Source organism: Streptomyces sp. NPDC050161, assembly GCF_044460025.1.
Classification (GTDB): domain Bacteria; phylum Actinomycetota; class Actinomycetes; order Streptomycetales; family Streptomycetaceae; genus Streptomyces.
On the sequence record NZ_JBITJM010000015.1, the window covers coordinates 80,537 to 100,403 of the forward strand.

At 72.1% G+C, this 19,867-nt stretch carries 18 protein-coding genes; 8 read left to right on the forward strand and 10 right to left on the reverse strand.

The window, feature by feature from the left end; translation table 11 throughout:
* The first annotated feature begins 28 nt into the window (after positions 1–28).
* The 3 genes from ACIBK8_RS23875 to ACIBK8_RS23885 all read left to right on the forward strand — a co-directional run bounded on the left by ACIBK8_RS23875 (position 29) and on the right by ACIBK8_RS23885 (position 6,594).
* Positions 29–1,300, forward strand: coding sequence for a glycosyl hydrolase (locus tag ACIBK8_RS23875; protein ID WP_399043864.1), 1,272 nt, complete (start codon positions 29–31; stop codon positions 1,298–1,300).
* Positions 1,301–1,392: 92 nt separating this feature from the next.
* Positions 1,393–3,489 (forward strand): endo-beta-N-acetylglucosaminidase, encoded by a 2,097-nt coding sequence (locus tag ACIBK8_RS23880; protein ID WP_399043865.1) that lies wholly within the window; start codon positions 1,393–1,395, stop codon positions 3,487–3,489.
* Between the two features lie 60 nt (positions 3,490–3,549).
* Positions 3,550–6,594, forward strand: a complete 3,045-nt coding sequence (locus ACIBK8_RS23885) for an alpha-mannosidase (protein WP_399043866.1) — start codon at positions 3,550–3,552, stop codon at positions 6,592–6,594.
* Between the two features lie 30 nt (positions 6,595–6,624).
* Here ACIBK8_RS23885 and ACIBK8_RS23890 read toward each other — a convergent pair whose 3' ends face one another.
* Positions 6,625–6,840 carry a hypothetical protein gene (locus ACIBK8_RS23890; protein ID WP_393680856.1) on the reverse strand — a complete coding sequence of 72 codons (216 nt, stop codon included), beginning with the start codon at positions 6,838–6,840 and terminating at the stop codon, positions 6,625–6,627.
* A gap of 155 nt (positions 6,841–6,995) precedes the next feature.
* On the opposite strand from ACIBK8_RS23890, the gene ACIBK8_RS23895 reads away from it, so the two are divergent.
* Both ACIBK8_RS23895 and ACIBK8_RS23900 read left to right on the forward strand, forming a co-directional pair.
* Positions 6,996–7,187, forward strand: coding sequence for an antitoxin (locus ACIBK8_RS23895; protein WP_399043867.1), 192 nt, complete (start codon positions 6,996–6,998; stop codon positions 7,185–7,187).
* Between the two features lie 158 nt (positions 7,188–7,345).
* The gene (locus ACIBK8_RS23900) at positions 7,346–7,915 is read left to right on the forward strand and encodes a GNAT family N-acetyltransferase (protein WP_399043868.1); all 570 of its coding nucleotides are present in this window, start codon (positions 7,346–7,348) and stop codon (positions 7,913–7,915) included.
* Between the two features lie 77 nt (positions 7,916–7,992).
* Here ACIBK8_RS23900 and ACIBK8_RS23905 read toward each other — a convergent pair whose 3' ends face one another.
* From ACIBK8_RS23905 to ACIBK8_RS23925, 5 genes are all read right to left on the reverse strand, one after another.
* Positions 7,993–8,196: a cold-shock protein gene (locus tag ACIBK8_RS23905; protein ID WP_399043869.1), complete on the reverse strand. Its 204-nt coding sequence runs from the start codon at positions 8,194–8,196 to the stop codon at positions 7,993–7,995.
* A 299-nt stretch (positions 8,197–8,495) separates the two neighbouring features.
* Positions 8,496–9,800 (reverse strand): D-alanyl-D-alanine carboxypeptidase family protein, encoded by a 1,305-nt coding sequence (locus tag ACIBK8_RS23910; protein WP_399043870.1) that lies wholly within the window; start codon positions 9,798–9,800, stop codon positions 8,496–8,498.
* A 209-nt stretch (positions 9,801–10,009) separates the two neighbouring features.
* Positions 10,010–10,876, reverse strand: a complete 867-nt coding sequence (locus tag ACIBK8_RS23915; RefSeq protein ID WP_399043871.1) for an endonuclease I family protein — start codon at positions 10,874–10,876, stop codon at positions 10,010–10,012.
* A gap of 238 nt (positions 10,877–11,114) precedes the next feature.
* Positions 11,115–12,371: an MFS transporter gene (locus ACIBK8_RS23920; protein WP_399043873.1), complete on the reverse strand. Its 1,257-nt coding sequence runs from the start codon at positions 12,369–12,371 to the stop codon at positions 11,115–11,117.
* 175 nt (positions 12,372–12,546) lie between these two features.
* Positions 12,547–13,125: a TetR/AcrR family transcriptional regulator gene (locus ACIBK8_RS23925; RefSeq protein ID WP_399043874.1), complete on the reverse strand. Its 579-nt coding sequence runs from the start codon at positions 13,123–13,125 to the stop codon at positions 12,547–12,549.
* A gap of 204 nt (positions 13,126–13,329) precedes the next feature.
* Here ACIBK8_RS23925 and ACIBK8_RS23930 point away from each other — a divergent pair, with 204 nt between their 5' ends.
* Complete coding sequence (locus ACIBK8_RS23930; protein ID WP_399043875.1) at positions 13,330–13,812, forward strand: hypothetical protein; 483 nt, start codon at positions 13,330–13,332, stop codon at positions 13,810–13,812.
* A 55-nt stretch (positions 13,813–13,867) separates the two neighbouring features.
* Here ACIBK8_RS23930 and murJ read toward each other — a convergent pair whose 3' ends face one another.
* The 3 genes from murJ to ligD (ACIBK8_RS23945) form a co-directional block, all read right to left on the reverse strand.
* The gene (gene murJ, locus ACIBK8_RS23935) at positions 13,868–15,460 is read right to left on the reverse strand and encodes a murein biosynthesis integral membrane protein MurJ (RefSeq protein WP_399043972.1); all 1,593 of its coding nucleotides are present in this window, start codon (positions 15,458–15,460) and stop codon (positions 13,868–13,870) included.
* Between the two features lie 245 nt (positions 15,461–15,705).
* Positions 15,706–16,668, reverse strand: a complete 963-nt coding sequence (gene ligD, locus ACIBK8_RS23940; protein ID WP_399043877.1) for a non-homologous end-joining DNA ligase — start codon at positions 16,666–16,668, stop codon at positions 15,706–15,708.
* Entirely contained in the window at positions 16,665–17,561 is an 897-nt protein-coding gene (ligD, locus tag ACIBK8_RS23945; protein WP_399043878.1) for a non-homologous end-joining DNA ligase, read from the reverse strand. The genes ligD (ACIBK8_RS23940) and ligD (ACIBK8_RS23945) overlap by 4 nt, the downstream gene beginning before the upstream one ends.
* A 30-nt stretch (positions 17,562–17,591) precedes the next feature.
* On the opposite strand from ligD (ACIBK8_RS23945), the gene ACIBK8_RS23950 reads away from it, so the two are divergent.
* Complete coding sequence (locus ACIBK8_RS23950; RefSeq protein ID WP_399043973.1) at positions 17,592–18,740, forward strand: Ku protein; 1,149 nt, start codon at positions 17,592–17,594, stop codon at positions 18,738–18,740.
* Positions 18,741–18,848: 108 nt separating this feature from the next.
* Positions 18,849–19,223: an RNA-binding S4 domain-containing protein gene (locus tag ACIBK8_RS23955; protein ID WP_399043879.1), complete on the forward strand. Its 375-nt coding sequence runs from the start codon at positions 18,849–18,851 to the stop codon at positions 19,221–19,223.
* Between the two features lie 31 nt (positions 19,224–19,254).
* On the opposite strand, the gene ACIBK8_RS23960 is transcribed toward ACIBK8_RS23955, so the two are convergent.
* Positions 19,255–19,677 carry a YchJ family protein gene (locus tag ACIBK8_RS23960; protein ID WP_399043880.1) on the reverse strand — a complete coding sequence of 141 codons (423 nt, stop codon included), beginning with the start codon at positions 19,675–19,677 and terminating at the stop codon, positions 19,255–19,257.
* Positions 19,678–19,867 lie beyond the last annotated feature (190 nt).

A 19,867-nucleotide genomic window follows, 5' to 3' on the forward strand; every position in this document is an offset into this window, starting at 1 on the left:
CCGCCGCCTCTCACCCACAGGGACCGCTATGCCCGAGCAGGACTCCGCCCGCCGCCCGCTCCGCTTCGGCGTCAACTACACACCCGCCCAAGGGTGGTTCCACCACTGGCTGGACTTCGACCTGGACGCGGTACGCGCCGACCTCGACGCCGTCGCCGCCCTCGGCCTCGACCACGTCCGGGTCTTCCCGCTCTGGCCGGTGTTCCAGCCCAACCGCACCCTGATCCGGCCGGCCGCCGTCGAGCAGTTGGTACGGCTGGCGGACGCCGCGGCCGAACGCGGCCTCGACGTCAACGTCGACGGCCTCCAGGGCCATCTGTCGAGCTTCGACTTCCTGCCCGCCTGGACGCAGACCTGGCACCGCCGCAACCTCTTCACCGACCCGGACGTCCTGTCGGGCCAGGAGGAATACCTGCGCACGCTGGCCGCGGCGCTCGCCGGCCGGCCCAACTTCCTCGGCATGACGCTGGGCAATGAGATCAACCAGTTCTCGGACGGCCCGCATCCCGACCCGGACCGGATCACCGAGGCGCAGGCCGGGGCGTGGCTCGACCGGATGCTGGCGGCCTGCGAGCGGGGCGCCCCCGGCCGGATGCATCTGCACGCCGCCTACGACGCCGCCTGGTACCGCGACGGGCACCCCTTCACCCCGGCGCACGCCGCCCGGCGCGGTGCCGTGACGGCCGTGCACTCCTGGGTGTTCAACGGCACCGCGCAGCGGCACGGTCCGACGGGCACCGCGACGGAGCAGCACGCGGCCTATCTGATCGAGCTGTCGAAGGCGTGGGCGAGCGATCCGCACCGCCCGGTGTGGCTCCAGGAAGTCGGCGCCCCCGCCCCGCACATCCCCGAGGACCAGGCGGCCCGGTTCACGGATGCCACCGTCCGCAACGCCCTGGACTGCCCGGACGTGTGGGGCGTGACGTGGTGGTGCTCGCACGACGTGTCCCGGTCGCTGGCGGACTTTCCCGCTCTTGAGTACGGCCTCGGCCTGCTCGGCAACGACGGAACGGTCAAGCCGGCGGGCAAGGCACTCGCCGCGCTGGCCGGCGAGTGGGGCGGGCGGGTGCACCGGCCGGCGGCGCGCACCACCGCCCTCGCCGTGGACGCGGGCGACGCGGACGCGGCCCCCCGCCGCTCGGTGTGCGCGCCCGGCGGCGACGTCTTCGAAGCCTGGGCGCGGTTGGCCGGTCAAGGTCTGCGGCCCGCTCTCGTACTGGCCGAACGCGCCGATGACGTAGAGCATTTGGCGGCACGTGGCATCACCGAGGTCCGTACGCCGCAGGAGGTACTGGCCTGACCCGGTCCCGGCGGTCCCGGCCGCCGGTATCCGGGCGGTGCCAGAGCCACGGCCGTCCCGCCCGTTCACCGTCCGCGCTTTCGGAGGAGCCCATGCCCCAGGAACCGTTCCCGATGTCCCGCCGCCGTGTGGTGCTGGCCGGTGCCGGTGCCGCCGCCGCGCTGTTCGGCCCGTCGCTGGGCACGGTCCCGGCCGCCGCACGGCCCCGGGCGGCGGCCGGTGAGGCCGCGCCTCTCCAGCCGTACGCGTCGTACTGGTTCCCCGACTCGCTGCCGTCCGGCACGCCGGGCGACGGCGTGACCTGGCGCAGCCTGCTGGCGTGGACCCCGCAGGCCGACCGCGACCTGGCGTTCAACACCGCGACGGTGCCGCTCGCCCGGCGGTTCACGCCGGTCCCCGCGAACACCACGGCCCGCGAGGGCCAGGCCAGGATCAGTGCCCTGGCGGCGTTCGACCACACCGCGGGCAACCCCTCGCAGGGCTCCGCCACCGCCGACCGCTACACGCCGACCCACTGGGCCTACCTCGACGAACTGGTCTTCTGGGGCGGCTCGTCCGGCGAAGGGCTGATTCTGGCGCCCAACGCTCCGGTGGTGGACGCCGCGCACCGCAACGGCGTGCCGGTACTCGGCACCGTGTTCCTGCCGCCCGTCGCGTACGGCGGGCAGCTGCGCTGGACCCGCGATCTGGTGCAGAAGGACGCGGCGGGCCGCTTCCCGCTGGCCGCGAAGCTGGTGGAAGTGGCCCACGCGTACGGCTTCGACGGGTGGTTCATCAACGCCGAGACCGATGGCGGGGACGCCGCGCTGGCCGCGGACATGCAGGCGTTCCTGCGGGCGCTGCGCACGGCGGGCACCGGCCGCGGGCTGCGCATCACCTGGTACGACGCGATGGACGCCGACGGCCGGGTGGGCTGGCAGGGCGCCCTCAACTCCCGTAACCAGGCGTTCTTCCAGGACGCGCACGGGCCGGTCGCCGACTCGATGTTCGTGGACTTCCGCTGGAGTGCGCAGCAGCTCGCCGCATCAGGGCGGCTGGCGGAGCAACTGGGCCGCAGCCGGTACGCGTTGTGGGCCGGCGTCGACGTCGAGTCCGCGGGCTGGGACACCGCAACCGACTGGGACGCGATCATCCCGGCCGGGCGCGACCACGTGGTCTCGTACGGCTTCTACCGGCCGGACTGGACGCTGAACCACCTGCCCGACGGGCGCACGCCCGAGCAGTTCCACGCGGCGGACGACCGCTTCTGGTCCGGTGCGGGCCTCGATCCGGCCCGCCCCGGCGGCACCGACAGCGGCTGGCGGGCGCCGGCCACCGCCGTGGCGGACCGTTCCACGCTCGACGCGCTGCCGTTCGGGACGTCGTTCAACACCGGCCACGGGCTGCGCTGGTACGAGGGCGGCGCCGCGGTGTCCGACGCGCCGTGGCATCACCTCGGGCTCCAGGACCGGCTGCCCGCCCGGCGCTGGGTGGTCCGTACCGATGGCGAACGCCCCGATGTGGCGCTGGACTTCCAGGACGCCTGGCGCGGCGGCAGCAGCCTGCGGGTGCGCGGTGACCTCGTCGCGCCGGCGACGGTGGAGCTGTACGGCACCCGGCTGCCGGTCGGCGGCGCCACGACGGTCGATCTGGTGTACCGGGCCGACGCGGATTCCGGGCCCGTCACCGTGGAGGTGGCCGTCGCGCTGCGCGAGCCGTCGGCCCCCGGGGAGCCGGCCCCCTTCGCCTATCTGCCGGCCGGGACCGTCGTACCGGGCGACGGCTGGCGGCGTACGTCCGTACCGCTCGGCACCCTCGCGCCCGGCACCCTGCACGCGCTGGGTGTGCGGCTGACCGGCCGCAGCGGCACCCCGGTCGGGTGGCGGCTCGGCCTGCTGGCCGTACGGGACGGCGCCGCGGCGATACCGGCGGCGCCCACCGGCGCGGTCGTCACCGACGCGGCGACCGCCGGCGGCGCGACCGCTCTGCGGCTGTCCTGGCGGCGCGCTCCCGGCCCGGTGCGCCACTACGAGCTGTCCCGCCAACTGCCGGGCGGCGGCGTCCGGTTCATCGGCGGCACCTGCGGCACCGCGTTCCACCTGCCGGGGCTGCGCCGCGCCGGAACAGAACCGGCCGCCGTGCTCCGCATCCGGGCGGTCGGCGAACTGTTCACCGCGTCGGAGCCCGCCGTGATCCGGCACTCCTGGTAGCCGACCGCCCCTCCCGTACCACCGCACACACCCTCATCACGACACTACGGAGCCACCTGCATGCATGACGATCGCGCACTGATCGAAGCCCGCCTCAAGCGGGTGCTGGACGAACGGATCCGGCCCGCCCTGTACCCGGACGCGGTGCCGCTTGAGGTCGCGGCCTGGGTCGCGCCGGGTGAGCCGGTCCCGGTGGCCGAGGGTCTTGCGGCGGAGCACACGCCGGTGGCCGTCGGCGACGCGTGGGGTGCGCCCTGGGCGACGACCTGGTTCAAGGTGACCGGCGAGGTGCCGGCCGAGTGGGCGGGCCGGACCGTGGAGGCCGTCCTTGACCTGGGGTTCGACGAGCGGATGCCCGGGTTCCAGTGCGAGGCGCTGGTGTACACGCCGGACGGCAGCCCGGTGAAGGCCATCAACCCCCGTAACCAGTGGGTGCGGGCCGGCGCGCCGGTGCAGGGCGGCGAACGCGTCGAATGGCACCTCGAAGCCGCGTCCAACCCGGTGATCCTGGACGTCCACCCGTTCCAGCCCACCGCGTTGGGCGACCGGGAGACCGCGGGCGACGAGCCGCAGTACCGCCTGGCGCGGCTGGATCTCGCGGTGTTCGACACCACCGTGTGGGAGCTGATCCAGGATCTGGAGGTGCTCGGGGAGCTGATGGCCGAGCTGCCCGTGGATTCGCCCCGGCGCTGGGAGCTGCTGCGGGCCATCGGGCGGGCGCTGGACGCGGTGGACCTCCAGGACGTCAACGGGAGTGCACAGGCGGCCCGTTCGGAGCTGCGCGAGGTGCTGGCGGCGCCCGCGGGCGCGTCGGCGCACCGGATCAGCGCGGTGGGGCACGCGCACATCGACTCGGCGTGGCTGTGGCCGCTGCGCGAGACGGTGCGGAAGGTCGCCAGGACCACGTCGAACATGACGGCGCTGCTGGAGGACGAGCCGGACTTTGTCTTCGCGATGTCCCAGGCCCAGCAGTACGCGTGGATCAAGGAGCACCGCCCCGAGGTCTACGCCAAGGTGAAGCGGGCGGTCGCGGACGGCCGGTTCGTGCCCGCTGGCGGCATGTGGGTGGAGTCCGACACCAACATGCCAGGGTCGGAGGCGATGGCGCGGCAGTTCGTGCACGGCAAGCGGTTCTTCCTGGAGGAGTTCGGCGTCGAGAACGACGAGGCGTGGCTGCCCGACACCTTCGGGTTCGCGGCCGGGCTTCCGCAGATCATCAAGGCGGCGGGCGCGAAGTGGCTGCTGACGCAGAAGATCTCCTGGAGCCAGATCAACGCGTTCCCGCATCACACGTTCCGCTGGGAGGGCATCGACGGCACCCGGATCTTCACGCACTTCCCGCCGGTCGACACCTACAACTGCCAGATGGCGGGCAGCGAAATCGCCCATGCGGCGCGGAACTTCAAGGACAAGGGCGTGGCACGGCACTCGCTGGCGCCGACCGGGTGGGGCGACGGCGGCGGCGGCACCACCCGCGAGATGATCGCCAAGGCCCGCCGGCTGCGGGATCTGGACGGCTCGCCCACCGTGGTGTGGGAGAAGCCGGCGGACTTCTTCGCGAAGGCGGAGGCGGAGTACCCGCAGGCGCCGGTGTGGGTGGGCGAGCTGTACCTGGAGCTGCACCGCGCGACGCTGACCAGCCAGGCGAAGACGAAGCGCGGCAACCGGCGCAGCGAACACCTCCTGCGGGAGGCCGAACTGTGGTCGGCGACGGCCGCCGTCACCGCCGGACACCCCTACCCGTACGCGGAGTTGGACCGGATCTGGAAGACGGTGCTGCTGCACCAGTTCCACGACATCCTGCCCGGCTCGTCGATCGCGTGGGTGCACCGCGAGGCGGAACGTACCTACGCCGAGGTGGCCGCCGAGCTGGAGGGCCTGATCGCCGGCGCGCTGGCCGCGCTGGCCGGTGACGGCGGGGCGGAGCTGGTGGCGAACGCGGCGCCGCACCCCAGGTCAGGTGTCGCGGCCGGGGCCCTGGCCCCCGCGGTGCCCGACGGCGCCGACGTGCTGGCCGAGCCGCGCGCGGGCGGCGGGTTCGTGCTGGCCAACGGCCTGCTGCGGACCGAGGTCGACGCGCGGGGCCTGATCGTCTCCGCGTACGACCTGACGGCCGGGCGGGAGGCCGTCGCACCGGGCGGCGCCGCCAACCTGCTCCAGATCCACCCGGACTTCCCCAACATGTGGGACGCCTGGGACGTGGACGCGTTCTACCGGAACACCGTCACGGATCTGACCGCGGCGGACGAGGTGACACTCGACGCGGCGTCCGGGGACGCGGCGACGGTGCGGGTGGTGCGGAGCTTCGGCGCCTCGCGCGTCGTGCAGACACTGACGCTGGCCCGCGGGCAGCGGCGCGTCGACATCGACACCGAGGTCGACTGGCACGAGACCGAGAAGTTCCTCAAGGCCGCCTTCCCGCTCGACCTGCACGCCGAACGCTACGCCGCGGAGACCCAGTTCGGGCACCTGTACCGGCCCACGCACACCAACACCAGCTGGGAGGCGGCCAAGTTCGAGACCTGCGCGCACCGCTTCGTGCACATCGAGGAGCCGGGCTGGGGCGTCGCGCTGGTCAACGACGCGACGTACGGCCACGACGTCACCCGTACCGTCCGCGACGCACCGGACCGCGGCACGACGACGACCGTGCGGCTCTCGCTGCTGCGCGCGCCGCGGTTCCCCGACCCGGAGACCGACCAGGGGCTGCACCGCTTCCGCTACGCCCTCGCGCCCGGAGCCGCCATCGGCGACGCGGTGCGCGAAGGCCACCGCATCAACCTCCCCGAACGCCGCGTCCCGGGCGCGGGTCCGGTCGCGCCGCTGGTCACGGTGGACAACGACGCGGTCGTGGTGACCGCGGTGAAGCTCGCCGACGACGGCAGCGGCGACGTGGTCGTCCGGCTGCACGAGGCACACGGCGGGCGGGCCGCCACCGCCGTCACCACCGCCTTCGGCCTGGCCGGCGCCCACGCCACGGACCTGCTGGAGCGCCCGGTCGACGACGGCCCCGAGCTGCACCGGGATGACCGTACGGTGCGGATGGCGCTGCGGCCGTTCCAGATCGTCACGCTGCGCCTGACCAGGGCGGGCAGCGACGGCTGACCCCCGGTACCGGACGGGCCAGGACCCGGGTCACTCGTCCTCGGTCCCGCGCCCGTCCGGCCGGCCGCCGCCCGCCGTGGGGCGGGTGTCCCGGCCCGGATACAGGCCCAGCATGTCCATCAGCAGGGACAGGTCGTCCGCGTCCCGCGCCCGGTCGGCCAGCGTCATCCTGGCGCGCCGCCGTTCCTCGTCATCCGGCGCGGGCCGCGGCGCGGCGTCGTCGGCACTGCGGTGTTCATCGCTCACCGCTGCATTCTCGGCCGGGCCCCGCGGTCCCGCCCGCCGGACGGGGGCCATCCGGGCGGGGCCGCGGCCGGGTGGCCCTCCTGGCGCGCGGATGCAGAACGCGCGGCCGGGGGTGATGCTGGAGCCGAGGGGGATCGTCGCGAGGAGGATGACCCATGTCCATGATGGACAAGCTCAAGAGCCTGCTGAAGGGCCACGAAAGCCAGACGAGCAAGGGCGTGGACAAGGCCGGCGACTACGTCGACAGCAAGACGCAAGGCAAGTACAAGAGCCAGGTGGACAAGGCCCAGGAAAAGCTCAAGGACCAGTTCGGCCGCGGGGACCAGGGTCAGCCGCCGCAGACCTGACGACGTGAACCGGCGCCCGCGCACCGGCTCACCCACCCCCGTGCCCCCGTGACGGGCGCGCCACCCGGCGCGTCCGGGCGGGGCACAGGTGTGTACGGGCCCGGACGGCGGGGCCCGCGGGCTCCCGCAGGGCCCGACGGCGGCTCTACGCTGGGCCGATGATCACTATCTCGGCCCGGCTCGCCCCCGATGTCCTGATGCGCCCGGTGACACCGGACGACGCCGCGGGGCTCGCCCGCGCACAGCGGCGCAGCCGCGACCACCTCAAGCACTGGGATCCGGCCAGGAACGACGCGTTCTACACCACCGAAGGGCAGCGGGCGCACCTGGCCGCCCACCGAGCCGAGGAGGAGGCGGAGCGGCTGCTGTCCTGGGTGCTGGTGCGGGACGGCGACGGGGACGAGGACGACATCGTCGGCGGGATCGTCCTCAGTGGCATCGTGCGGGGCCAGTTCCGCAGCGCCGACTTGGGCTACTGGGTCGACGTGGGGCACACGGGCCGCGGTCTGGCCGACGCCGCCGTGCGGCAGGTCTGCGAGACCGCCGACTCCGTGCTGGCCCTGCACCGGATCCAGGCAGGCACCCTGCTCGACAACGTCGCCTCACAGCGCGTGCTGACCAAGAACGGCTTCGCGGCGTACGGAGTCGCCGAGCGCTATCTGCACATCGACGGTGCCTGGCGCGATCACCGGCTCTTCCAGAAGATCCTCAACGACCGCAGGCCGTGACGCCGGGAAGGTCCGCAGACGACGACGGCGCCCGCCCCGGATGGCAAGGGGGGGGCGGGCGCCGGAGTGAGCCGGGCTCAGGCCACGCGGATCTTCTCCGCCTGCGGGCCCTTCTGGCCCTGCGTGACCTCGAAGGTCACCTTCTGGCCCTCCTGGAGCTCACGGAAGCCCTGGGCGTCGATGTTCGAGTAGTGCGCGAAGACGTCGGCGCCGCCGCCGTCCTGCGCGATGAAGCCGAAGCCCTTTTCCGAGTTGAACCACTTCACCGTGCCGCTGGCCATACCTGTCTCCTTCGTTCAATGGGCTCGTATCGGCTCCCGCATGGCACGGGATCCGGAGGTGATCGCCCTGGTCCGGAGAGGCATCGCACAGAAAGAACGCCCGTGAATGCGACACGGGCGCCCGGCACTTCGGAACCACGACAGCTGATCAGGACGCTACACCGAGCATCGCCCGCCAGTCATCACCACCGTGGCAGTCGCGTCATCGTTCACCGGCCGAGGCCATCGGGATCCGCCGAATCCCTGACCGGTGACACGCCAGTACGAGGCAGGAAGCCGCCGTCCCGGGCCCCGGCCGGTCAGCCGCGCCGCCGGCTGCGCCACAGCTCGGCGCCGAGGCCCGTCAGCAGTGCCGCGCCGATGACGGCGAACCACCATCCCCAGGGCGCCGTGCCGCCCTTGTCGCCCCGGCCCACCGTGGACACGTGGACCACACCGGAGCGCTCCCCCGCGGGCTGCTTGTGATCATGACCACGGGCGCGGTCGTCGCTCCGGGCACGGTCGCGGTCCTGGTCCTGGTTCCGGTTCTGCTCGTGCCCCTGGTCCTTGTCCTGGTCCTGATCACGGTCGTCGCCATCGGTGCGGGACACCGAGGCCATTGCCGATCCCACCTTGTCCGGCAGCATGGCGACCGGGGAGGCGTCGGGTTCCGCGGAGAAGCCCCAGTCCAGGAGGGCACGCGCCTCCTCGTAGACGGCGTTGTACTGGCCGGACTGCGGGTTCATGACCGTGACCAGCAGCGTCCTGCCGTCCTGCTGCGCCGCGGCCACCAGGGTGTTGCCCGCCTTGCTGGTGTAGCCGTTCTTCACGCCGACCAGGCCGGGGTACGGGGTCACGCCGTGCGAGCCCACCAGCAGCCGGTTGGTGTTCTGGATGCCGAACGAGTCCGGGCCGCCCGTTTCGGGGAACTGCGCCTCTTTGGTGGCGGCGAAGCGCGCGAAGTCCCGGTTGGTCAGCCCTGCCTTGGCGAACAGCGTGAGGTCGTAGGCGGAGGAGACCTGGCCCGGCGTGTCGAAGCCGTCCGCCGACTCCACCGTGGTGTCGCGGGCGCCGAGGCGGTGGGCCATCTCCTGCATGTCCGAGACGGTCTCCTGCCAACCGCCGTTCATCGAGGCCAGGGTGTGCACCGCGTCGCTGCCCGAGCTGAGGAAGACCCCGCGCCAGAGGTCGGCGACGGAGTAGCTCATGTCTTCCTTGACGCCGACGAGGGAGCTGCCCGCGTTGATGCCGGACAGGTCGTCCTCGGAGACGGTGTGCACGCTCCCCTGCCCGAACTTCGGGAGCACGGTCACCGCGAAGAGCGTCTTGAGCGTGCTGGCGGGCGGCAGCTCCCGGTGCGCGTTCTTGGCGGCCAGGATCCTCCCGTCGTCCGCGTCGGTGACCATCCACGACAGGGCGGAGACGGATGGGGGATCGGAGACGCCCGAACGGAACTGCACACCGCTGCGGTCGAGCCGGGTACCGGAGCCGGACGCTCCGCTGCCCGGCTCATCATCGGTGCCGGACGACCCGGCGGTGGCCGGCGGGCAGGTGACCACCAGGCACGCGGCACAAACGACCGCTGCGGTACCGGCTTTGACGGAAGGCCAACTCGCTGACGACATGAGGCCACGCTAGGAACGACGTCCGCCGGTCGCCGGTTGGAGTGCTCCATACGGTTCACCGGCTCCCCCGACGGCCTGAGAAGGCGTCATCCGCTCCGGCGCGGGCCGGGGGCGGACGGCTTGCGGACGGCGCCCCGCGACGCGCCGGGGCGACACGCGCCGGTCCTGCGGGAGGCCGGCACGTGTCGCCCCGTTTCAGGGCCTGCGGGTCACCAGATCTCGTTGACCCACTCGGGGTGGTCGATGAACGGGTTGCGGTTGTGCTGGTACTTGTCGAAGATCACCTGGTTGCGGTGCTGCTCGAAGGTGTCGGGCGGGTCCGCCTGGTTCCACTGCTGGAAGACCGAGAGGCGGCCGATGTTGGGCTGCGAGCCGTTGTCGACCTTGTCGTTGGGTTCGAGGTCGGGGAACCCGTCCTCGCCGTCGTAGCGGACGGCCATGTAGAGGATCATGCGGGCCACGTCGCCCTTGACCGCGTCGCGGGGCTCGAAGGAGTCGTCGTCGGTGCGGTTGCCCGGCGCCTCCTCGACCTCCGAACCGCCCTTGTCGAAGTCCTTGTTGCCGCGGATGCTGTTGACGGACACGTCGGCGGGCCGCAGGTGGTGGATGTCCGTTCCGGGCCCGGTGGCGGTGCCGAAGTCGCCGTGCGATTTCGCCCAGACGTGCTCGCGGTTCCAGTCGTCCGGGTTCCCGCCGTGGGCGTCCTTGCTCTGCGAGCGGCCGGAGTACAGCAGGATGACGTTCGCGCTGTTGGCCGGGTCCTCGTCGGTGTCCTTGAGCGCGTCCCAGACCTGGTCGTACGACAGCTTTCCGGTCTGGGTACTGCTGATGATCCGGTGCTGCGAATCCTTGAGCTCCTGGCCGGTCTTGCCGATGGCGTCCTTGTAGTACGTGTCGTCGTAGGCGCCGGCGGATATCGCGGGTGCGGCGGATATGGAGTGGCGGGCAGCCGGTCCTGCGGCCGGAGTGGCCGTCGCGGTGGCCGGAACCTGTGCGGCCACCGCGACCATTACGGTCCCTGCGGCCACGGCGAGCGCGGTGCGGCGACCTCTGCGGGTCACGCGGGTGTTGTCCACGAATGGTGTCCTCTCCCCGAAATGTGGCATCGGGCCGCGTGATGTGGGGGCACGGCCGATACCGGCCGTTGGGTATACGGCCGCAGGAAGCTTTCCATCGCGGTAATCACCACAGTGTGAACGCGAGGAGAGAGTTGTGTGGTCAGCTGGTGACGGCCACGCTTTTCGTCCCAGACGACCCCCTTGATCCGGCCTTCCCGGCCCCCCGCTCCGCCCACGGCTCGTCGGATCCGAGTCGTCAGGAACCGGCCATGCAGACCTCACTCGGCTCGGCGGCGACGGTGGCGGCGACGGCCGCGGCGGGCGCGGGAAGGGTGCCCGTGGCCGGAGTTGCCGGCCGGAGGGGTGTCCGGGAGGTGCGGCGGGCACGGATGAGGTCGGGCACCAGCGTGCCGATGCCGATGAGGGCGAGCGCCGCGCCGAGCCAGAGCGGTGCGCGGAGGCCGTAGGCGGTGATCGCCAGGCCGCCCGCCGAAGAGCCGATGATGACGCCGAGGGTGATGAAGGAGGAGTGGATGGTGTTCATCAACGGACGTGCATTTCCGGCCCGTTGGACGCGGGTGACCATCGCCGGGTTCATCGTGACGCCGACCAGACCGACTCCCACCATCAGCGCCACGGCGGGCACGGCGCGCCCCGCGAGCAGGGCGAACCCGGCGAGGAAGAGCGCGTTCATCGCCAGACCTGCCAGTTGGACGCCCAGGGTGTGCCGGTCGGCCAGCCGTCCGACGACGGTGTTGCCGACGACGGTGGCGGCGCCGTACGCGATGAGCAGCAGCGGGACGGTGCCGGACGCGAAGCCGGTGACCTCGGTGAGGATGGGGTGGAGGTAGCTGAACGCGGAGAACGTCGCGCCGATGATCAGCGTGCTGGTGGAGAGCGCGAGCCACAGCCCGGGGTTACGGAAGGCGGTCAACTCGGCCCGTATGCCGCCGCTTCCGGGGGCCCGCCCCAGGGCGGGCACCCCCACGAGCGTGGCGAGCGCCGCGAGGACGGCGATTCCCGAGATCACCCAGAACGCCGCACGCCATCCCAGGTGTTCGCCGATGAGGGTGGAGAGCGGCAGGCCCAGCAGCGTGCCGAGCATCAGCCCGTTCAGGGCCAGCGCGATGGCGCGGCCCCGGACTTCGGGACGGGTCAGCTGGACGCAGAGGGAGATGGCGACGCCGAAGAACGCCTGCGAGGCGACGCCGGTGATGATCCGGGCCGCGAGGAGTACGCCGTAGCCGGGCGCCACGGCGGCCAGTACATTCCCGGCCAGAAAGAGGGCGAACAGCACATACAGCGCGCTTTTCTGACGCAGTTTCAGCACTGCGACGGTCAGGAAGGGACCACCGGCCGCCATGGCCACGGCGAATGCGGTGATGAGGTAGCCGATCTGCGCGACGCTCACCCCCAACCCGTCGGCCATCTGCGGCATCAGACCGGCGACCACGAATTCACTGGTCACCATGGCGAAAATGCCCATCGACAACACATATACGGCACGGGGCACGGTCAACTCTCCTTCATTATTTTCTAACCGATCGTTCCAATAAAAGGGCAGGGGGAAGGCATGGAGGGGGGAACGGAGGGCGGGGTGCCGACCGGGGTAGCGGCCGACCGTCGGCCACCGGTCACCGACCGTCGGCCACCGGTCACCGGTCGTCGGCCGCCAGTCGCCGGTCGCCTCAGCGCAGCAGCGTCAGCGCCTGGTCGACCGCGTCGTCCAGGCGCCGCTCGTCCTGCGTCTTCGCGATGACCCGCAGGCCCTGGATGAAGGTGACCAAAAAGCGGGCCAGGGAACGGGGTTGAGCGTTCTCGTCCAGCTCGCCCTGCCCCTTGGCCCGGATCAGGGCGCCCGTGAGGGCGTTCTCCACATCGCGCAGCGCGGTCTCGATCCGGCGCCCGGCACCGGTGTCACCGGGGAGGAGTTCGGTGGCCGAGTTGGTCACCAGGCAGCCCTTGCGCTCCTCGTCCTGGTGGCACTGCGCGGCGTGCGCGAGCAGGAAGTCCCGTACCGCGGAGAGCGCCGAGCCGGGGCGGCTGAGCAGTTCGAGCGCCACGCTGCCCTCCCCCTCGCAGTAGCGGTCCAGCGCCTTGAGGTACAGCTCGTGCTTGCTGCCGTACGTCGCGTAGATGCTGCCCCTGTTGATGCCGAGGTGGTCGACCAGATCCTGCATCGACGTGGCCTCGTACCCCTTGCGCCAGAACAGTTCCAGGGCCGCCTGCAGCGCCGCGTCCGGGTCGAATTCCTTGCTCCTGCCCATGGGGAGGACCTTACAAGTTTCCAACCGATCATTCCAGTAAAGGGCGGAGGGCTCGTCGTCCCGCTCGGCGGCTTGTCTCCCCTGTCCTGAATTGCCGTGTTGCTCCCATCGGGTGAACCGTGGCGGACTCCGCAACTCCCGTACCGCTGAGAAGGTTCTGGAGGTCAAGACGTCTTACGGATCGTGAGCTGTGGAGGCCCCCCGATGTTGCCGTACTGCGAGCAGTCCCCGATCGGCACCGAAAGCGGCAACCGGGCCGGTCCCACCCCTGCGCCCGCCGCCCACGAGCAGTGGCCCACGGTGGTGACCCATCAGACGGCCACCCGGCGGCCCCAGCCGCTGCCGCTGCGCCTCCCGTCCGTGACGGTGCCCATGGCGCTGGCCCGCCCGCACACCAGGGTGGACGAGTTCCTGCCGCCGCCGCGCCCCGAGGACCTGCTGCCGATCGTCCCGCGGCTTCCGGAGGCACCGTCCCAGGACGCGGCCCCGCAGGCGGAGAGCCGGATGCACACACCGGTGTCCACATCCGACCGCCGTCGACTCGACCTCCAGGTGGCGCTCACCGCCGCCGGGGTCGCCCCGGCACCGGAGGACGCGGCGGCGCTGCGCGTCCTCGCGGATCTGGACGACGCCACGACCACGGCCGTCATCAACTGGATCGGCACCGCGGCCCGCACCGCGTCGTAAGCGGCGGGCGGCCGGCCGGCCGGGCGGCGCGCCTCGGCGGGCGCCGCCCGTCACCTCACCGCAGCCCCGGCAGCGGCAGGCTCCGCAGTTCGCCGATCCGCAGGGCACGGGCCAGCGCCAGGAAGACGAGGGCCATGGTGGCGCCGCCCGCTATCAGGGCGAGCACCGGCGCCCAGTCGCTCGACGCCGGGACGGCCTCGCAGGCCATGGCGGCGAGCCGGCCGAGCACTCCGGCCACGGCCGCAGCCGCCGCCAGCTTTCCGTAGGTCCGGCACAGGCGTCGCCCGTCGAGCCTGCCGTACAGCCGCTTGCGCAGCCGCAGTGCGGTGATCAGCAGCCCGATGCCGTAGGCGACGGCGTAGGCGGCGGCCATGCCGGTGACCGACCAGCGGGCGGGCAGCAGCAGATGACAGGCGGTGGCCAGGACGATGTTCACGGCCGCTATCCAGGCGCCCATCCAGAACGGCGTACGGGTGTCCTCGAAGGCGTAGAACCCGCGCAGCAGCAGGTACTGGGCGGAGAACGGGATCAGACCGAGCCCCAGGGCCTGGAGCATGTGCCCGGCAGGTGCGGCCGACGCGGCGTCCACCGCGCCGTGGGCGAACAGGAGTTGGGCGGTCTGCGGCCCGAAGACGAGGAAGAAGAAGGCGGCCGGCACGATGACGACGCCGCTGACGCGCAGGGCCCGGGAGAGGTCGCCGCGCAGGTCGTCGAGGCGGTGCTCGGCGACCGCGCGGCTCATCCGGGGCAGCAGCGCGGTGACCAGGGACACGGTGACGATCGACTGCGGCAGCATCCAGATCGTCTGCGCGTAGGAGTACGCGGTGAAGCCGACGCCTGAGGTGGGGAGTTGCCGGTCGGCGGCGTTGGCGAAGTGGGTGACGACGGTCATCGCGGCGAGGTTGGCCAGCACGAAGAGCAGCGTCCACCGGGCGGCGGAGATGCTCTTGCGCAGGCCGGCGCCGCGCCAGTCGAAGCGCGGGCGGAAGCGGAAGCCGGAGGCCCGTACGAACGGGATCAGTGCGATGCCCTGGACGGCGATGCCGAGGGTGGTGCCGATGCCCAGGAGGTCGATCTGACCCTGGGTGATGTCCTCGATGCGGTCCGGGCCCGCCAGCAGCCCGATGTAGAGGCCGAGCATCGCGATCAGGATGATGTTGTTGAGGACCGGCGTCCACATCATCGCGCCGAACTTCTGCCGGGCATTGAGCACTTGGCCCAGGATGAAGTACAGGCCGTAGAAGAAGATCTGTGGCAGGAGGAAGCGGGCGAAGACGACGGTGAGGTCGAACGCGGCGTGTGTGTCGGCACCGTCGGGTGCGTAGACGGCGACGATCTGCGGGGCGGCCCACAGGGCGAGGAGAGTGCCCGCGCCGAGGACGCACAACACGAGGGTGACCAGGCGTTGCTCGTAGGCACGGCCGCCGTCCTGGTGCTCGGTGCGGGCGCGGACCAGTTGCGGTACCAGTACGGAGTTCAGCGCCCCGCCGATGAGCAGGGTGTAGATGCTCATCGGGACGACGTTGGCGGTGTTGTAGGTCGTCGCCAGCAGGCCGGTGCCCAGCGCTCCGGCCTGGAGCACCTGCCGGATCAGGCCCGTCGCGCGCGAGACCATGGTCCCCGCCGCCATCAGCACCGAGGAGCGCATCGCTCCGTTGGCCTTGGCCGCCGCGTGGCGTCGCCGCCCGGCGCGTGGCTCCCCCGGCCGCTCGGCTGCGTCCGCCGCCGCACCGGGCGCCGCCTGTGCCGCGGCTGCGGTACCTGCCTGCGCCCGCAGCCGCATCGTGTCGGTGTCGTGTGTGCCCTCCGTCATGCCCCCAATCTATGCCGGGGCACTGACATCTCCCTTTCCACGGACGCGGTTGGCGCACCCGGGGCGTCCGGCGGTCCCGTTCACCCGGCGTCCCCGGGCGCCAGGTCCGGGCGCAGCCGGTGCCATGACGGTTGCCGCAGCAGCCCTGCCTTCGTCTCGGTGGCGTAGCGGACCTCGCCCACCAGGCGTGGCAGGACCCACCGGGCGTCCGCGACCGGCGGCACCGTGGCGAACGGGCAGGTGTCCACGGCCGCGATCCGCAACAGCTCGGCGAGCAGGGCCCGTTCGCGGGCGTTCCATCCCGTGCCGACGTTGCCGATGTAGCGCAGCTCGCCCGCCTCGTACCTGCCCAGCAGCAACGCGCCCGGCAGCCCCGCGAGATGTCCCCGGCCCGGCACCCAGCCGCCGACGATCGCGTCCACGGTCCGGATGTTGCGGATCTTGATCCAGGAGCGGGATCTGATGCCCGGCGTGTAGACGGAGTCGAGCCGCTTGCAGACCACGCCTTCAAGGCCGCGTTCCTTCGTCGCCGCGAGCGCCTGCGCGCCGTGCCCGTGCAGCGCGGCCGGCGTCGACCAGTGCGGCCCCCGGAGCCCGAGGCCCTCCAGTGCCGCGCGGCGTTCGGCGTACGGCAGTCGCAGCAGGCTGCGGCCCCGGAGGAACATCACGTCGAACAGCAGGAGATGGACGGGGTTGCCAGGCACCAGCCGGGCGGCCTTCACCGGCGATCCCGACAGCCCCATCCGGGACTGCAACCGCTCGAAATCGGGCCTGCCCTCCTCGTCGAGCGCGACCACCTCCCCGTCCAGGACGGCCGGTGCCGCTTCGTCGGCGGCGGCGCCCAGGGGCAGCAACTCGGGGTAGACGGCGGTGATGTCCGCACCCGAACGGGACCGCAGCAGCACCGCGCCGTCCCCGGGCAGCTCGATGACGGCGCGCTGCCCGTCGTGCTTGCTCTCGTACGCCCACCGCCAGTCGTCGCGCGCGGCCGGGAGGATGCCCGGTGTGGCGAGCATGGGGGCGATCCGGGGCAGCGTGGTCACCGGACGGCCCTCGGGAGCGGACGTGCGCGGTTGAGGTTGAGGAGCGGGCCGAGCAGATCTCCGTGGCGCGCCAGCCGTCCTGCGATCTCGCCGAAGAGGAAGGAGAGTTGGCCGGGTTCCGTGCAGTCGGCGACCTCGTCCCAGGTGACGGGGGTGGAGACGGTGGGGGTGCGGCGGGCGCGCAGGGTGTAGGCCGCCGCGGTGGTCTTGGCCGCGGAGTTCTGCGAGAAGTCGATGAACACCTTGCCGGGGCGCAGCTCCTTCTTCATCTTGTGGACGACCAGTCCGGGCAGCGCCGCCGCGGCTTCGACGGCGAGGGTCTTCGCGTAGGCGGTGGTGTCGTCCGATGGAGTGGGCTCGACGGGCACGATGAGGTGCAGGCCCTTGGAGCCGCTGGTCTTGGCGTAGGTGTGCAGGCCGTCGGCGGCCAGCCGGTCGCGCAGCCACCGGGCGGCGGCGCAGCATTCGACGATGGTGGCCGGTTCGCCCGGGTCGAGATCCAGGACGAGCCGGTCGGCGATTCCGGGGCGCTCCACGGTCCACTGCGGTACGTGCAGTTCGACGACGAGGTTGGCGGCCCACACCAGGGACGAGAGGTCCTGGAGCACCACCTGGCGGCCGTGGTCGGCCGATTTGCGGGGCACTTCGGAGGTCTTCACCCAGGCGGGGGTGCCGGGCGGCACGTTCTTGGTGAAGAAGCACTGGCCGTCCGGCCCGTCGGGGAAGCGCAGGAAGGACACCGGCCGGTCGTGGAGGTGCGCCAGAATCGCGCCCGCCGTGGTCGTGACGTAGTGCAGCACCTCGCCCTTGGTGGTGCCGGTCTCGGGATAGAGGACCTTCTCCAGGCGGGTCAGCGAAAGGCGCCGCCCCTCCACGGCCGTAATAGGCGACATACGATGAGAATCCCACATAAGGGATGAATGATGCGATCTGTATGGAACGGCGTTATTTCCTTTGGCCTGGTCAGCATCCCCGTGAAGACCTACAGCGCCACGAACCGCAGCTCCTCGGTGTCCTTCGTCCGGATCCACGACAAGGACGGCGGACGGATCCAGTACCGCAAGTTCTGTGAACTGGACGGCGAGGAGGTGTCGAACGAGGAGATCGGCAAGGGGTACCAGGCGGGCGACTCGATCGTGCCGATCACCGACGACGACCTGTCCCGGCTGCCGCTGCCGACCACGAAGACGCTGACGATCCTGTCGTTCCTCGACGCCGGTGAGATCGACCCGCTCCAGATGGACAAGTCCTACTACCTGGGGCCCAACGGGCCGGCCGCCGCCAAGCCGTACACCCTGCTGCGGGAGGCGCTGGAGCACCACGGGAAGGTCGCGATCGGCAAGGTGGCGATGCACGGACGGGAGACCCTGGCGATGCTGCGGTCCCACGACGGGGCGATCGTGATGCACGCGCTGCTGTGGCCCGACCAGATCCGTTCGACGGCCGGTGTGGTCCCGGACGGCGTCGAGATCCGCGAGAACGAGCTGACGCTGGCCGAGACCCTGATGGATTCCCTGGGCGAGCTGGATCCCGGCGAACTGCACGACGACTACCGCGAGGCCGTCGAGGCGCTGGTCACGGCGAAACTGGAGGGCGGCGAACCGGTCGCACCCGCCTCGTCCGGCACGTCGGGCGGCCAGGTGATCGACCTGATGGCCGCGCTGGAGAGCAGCGTGAAGGCGGCCCGGGAGGGGCGCGGGGAAGGTGCGGCGGACGAGGGCGAGGAGTCGGCGTCGGTCACCCCGATCCGGGGCCGGAAGGGCACCGGGAGCGGCACGGAGTCCGGTGCGGAGCCCGGTGCGGACAAGGGCGGCACGAAGAAGACCTCGGCGGCGAAGGCCCCGGCCAAGAAGGCGGCGGCGAAGAAGACCGCGTCGTCCGGTGCGAAGAAGGCGGCGGCGAAGACCTCGGGCGGGCGGGCGAAGGCCGGGGCCTCCGGCTCGGGCGGCGCCTCGTCGTCGGGCAGATCGGGCGGGTCGGGCAGGTCCGGCACGTCCGGCGGCACGTCGGCCAAGAAGAGCGCCACGAAGAAGGCGGCGGCGAAGAAGGGCGGGAAGCGGGCGTCGGCCTGAGCGCCTCGGCGGGCGGGTGTCCGGGGCGCACCCGGCCGCGGGTGGGCCCGGCCCTCGGCGCTTCCGGTGGCACTCCCCGGGCTCCGGCGCGTGTCCTAGAGTCGTGGCATGGCTTCAGACGAGGGCAACACCCGCATCGACAGCTGGATCTGGTCCGTGCGGCTGACCAAGACGCGCTCGCTGGCCGCGACCGCCTGCCGCGCGGGGCACGTCCGGGTCAACGGGGAACGGGTGAAGCCCGCCTACACGGTGCGTACGGGGGACGAGGTGCGGCTGCGGCACGCGGGCCGGGAGCGCGTCGTGGTGGTCTCGCGGCTGGTGCGCAAGCGGGTGGGCGCGGCCGTCGCCGCCGAATGTTTCGTCGACAACACCCCGCCGGAACCGCCGCGCGAGGAGATCCCCCTCACGGGCATCCGCGACCGGGGCACGGGGCGGCCGACCAAGCGGGACCGCCGCGAGATCGAGCAGCTGCGCGGCCACTGAGCGGACGCGCCGAGGCGCTACTCCCCCGCGCCTACTCCCCCGCGTCCGCGTCCAGATAGACCCACGCGCCGTCCTCGCGGACGAAGCGGCTGTTCTCGTACTGGGTGTCGGCGTGCCCGCGCAGGGTGGAGTGCGCGCGGAATTCCACCGTGCCTTCGGTGTGGAACGCGCTGCCGCCCGTCGTCCCGAGGATTTCCAGGCCGGTCCAGCGCCTGCCGTGGTCGAGTTCCAGACCGGCAGGCCGGGTCGAGGGGTGCCAGGTGCGCAGCAGGTAGGCCGGGTCGCCGACGGCGAAGGCGGCGTAGCGCGAGCGCATCAGCCGCTCGGCGGTGGGGGCGGTGGCGCGGCCCTGGTGGAAGGGCGCGCAGCAGTCGCGGTAGGACGCGTCGCGACCGCAGGGGCAGGGGCTTTCGGAGGTGACCGCGGCGGCGCGGCGGGGCTTGTTCTTCGGCACCCCCCGATTGTGCCGGTAGGCGCTGACGGCCGGTGCCCCGCCCAGCACATGGCGCGGGAGGCCGCTGCACGGGTGGGCCTATTTGGGGGGTTTCAACGATAAATCACCCATTCGCAGCTTTTGGGGGCTTGATGCGCCCTGTGAGGCTGGAAGAACTCACGGTGACCGTCCCCACCACCCAGGAGCGCAT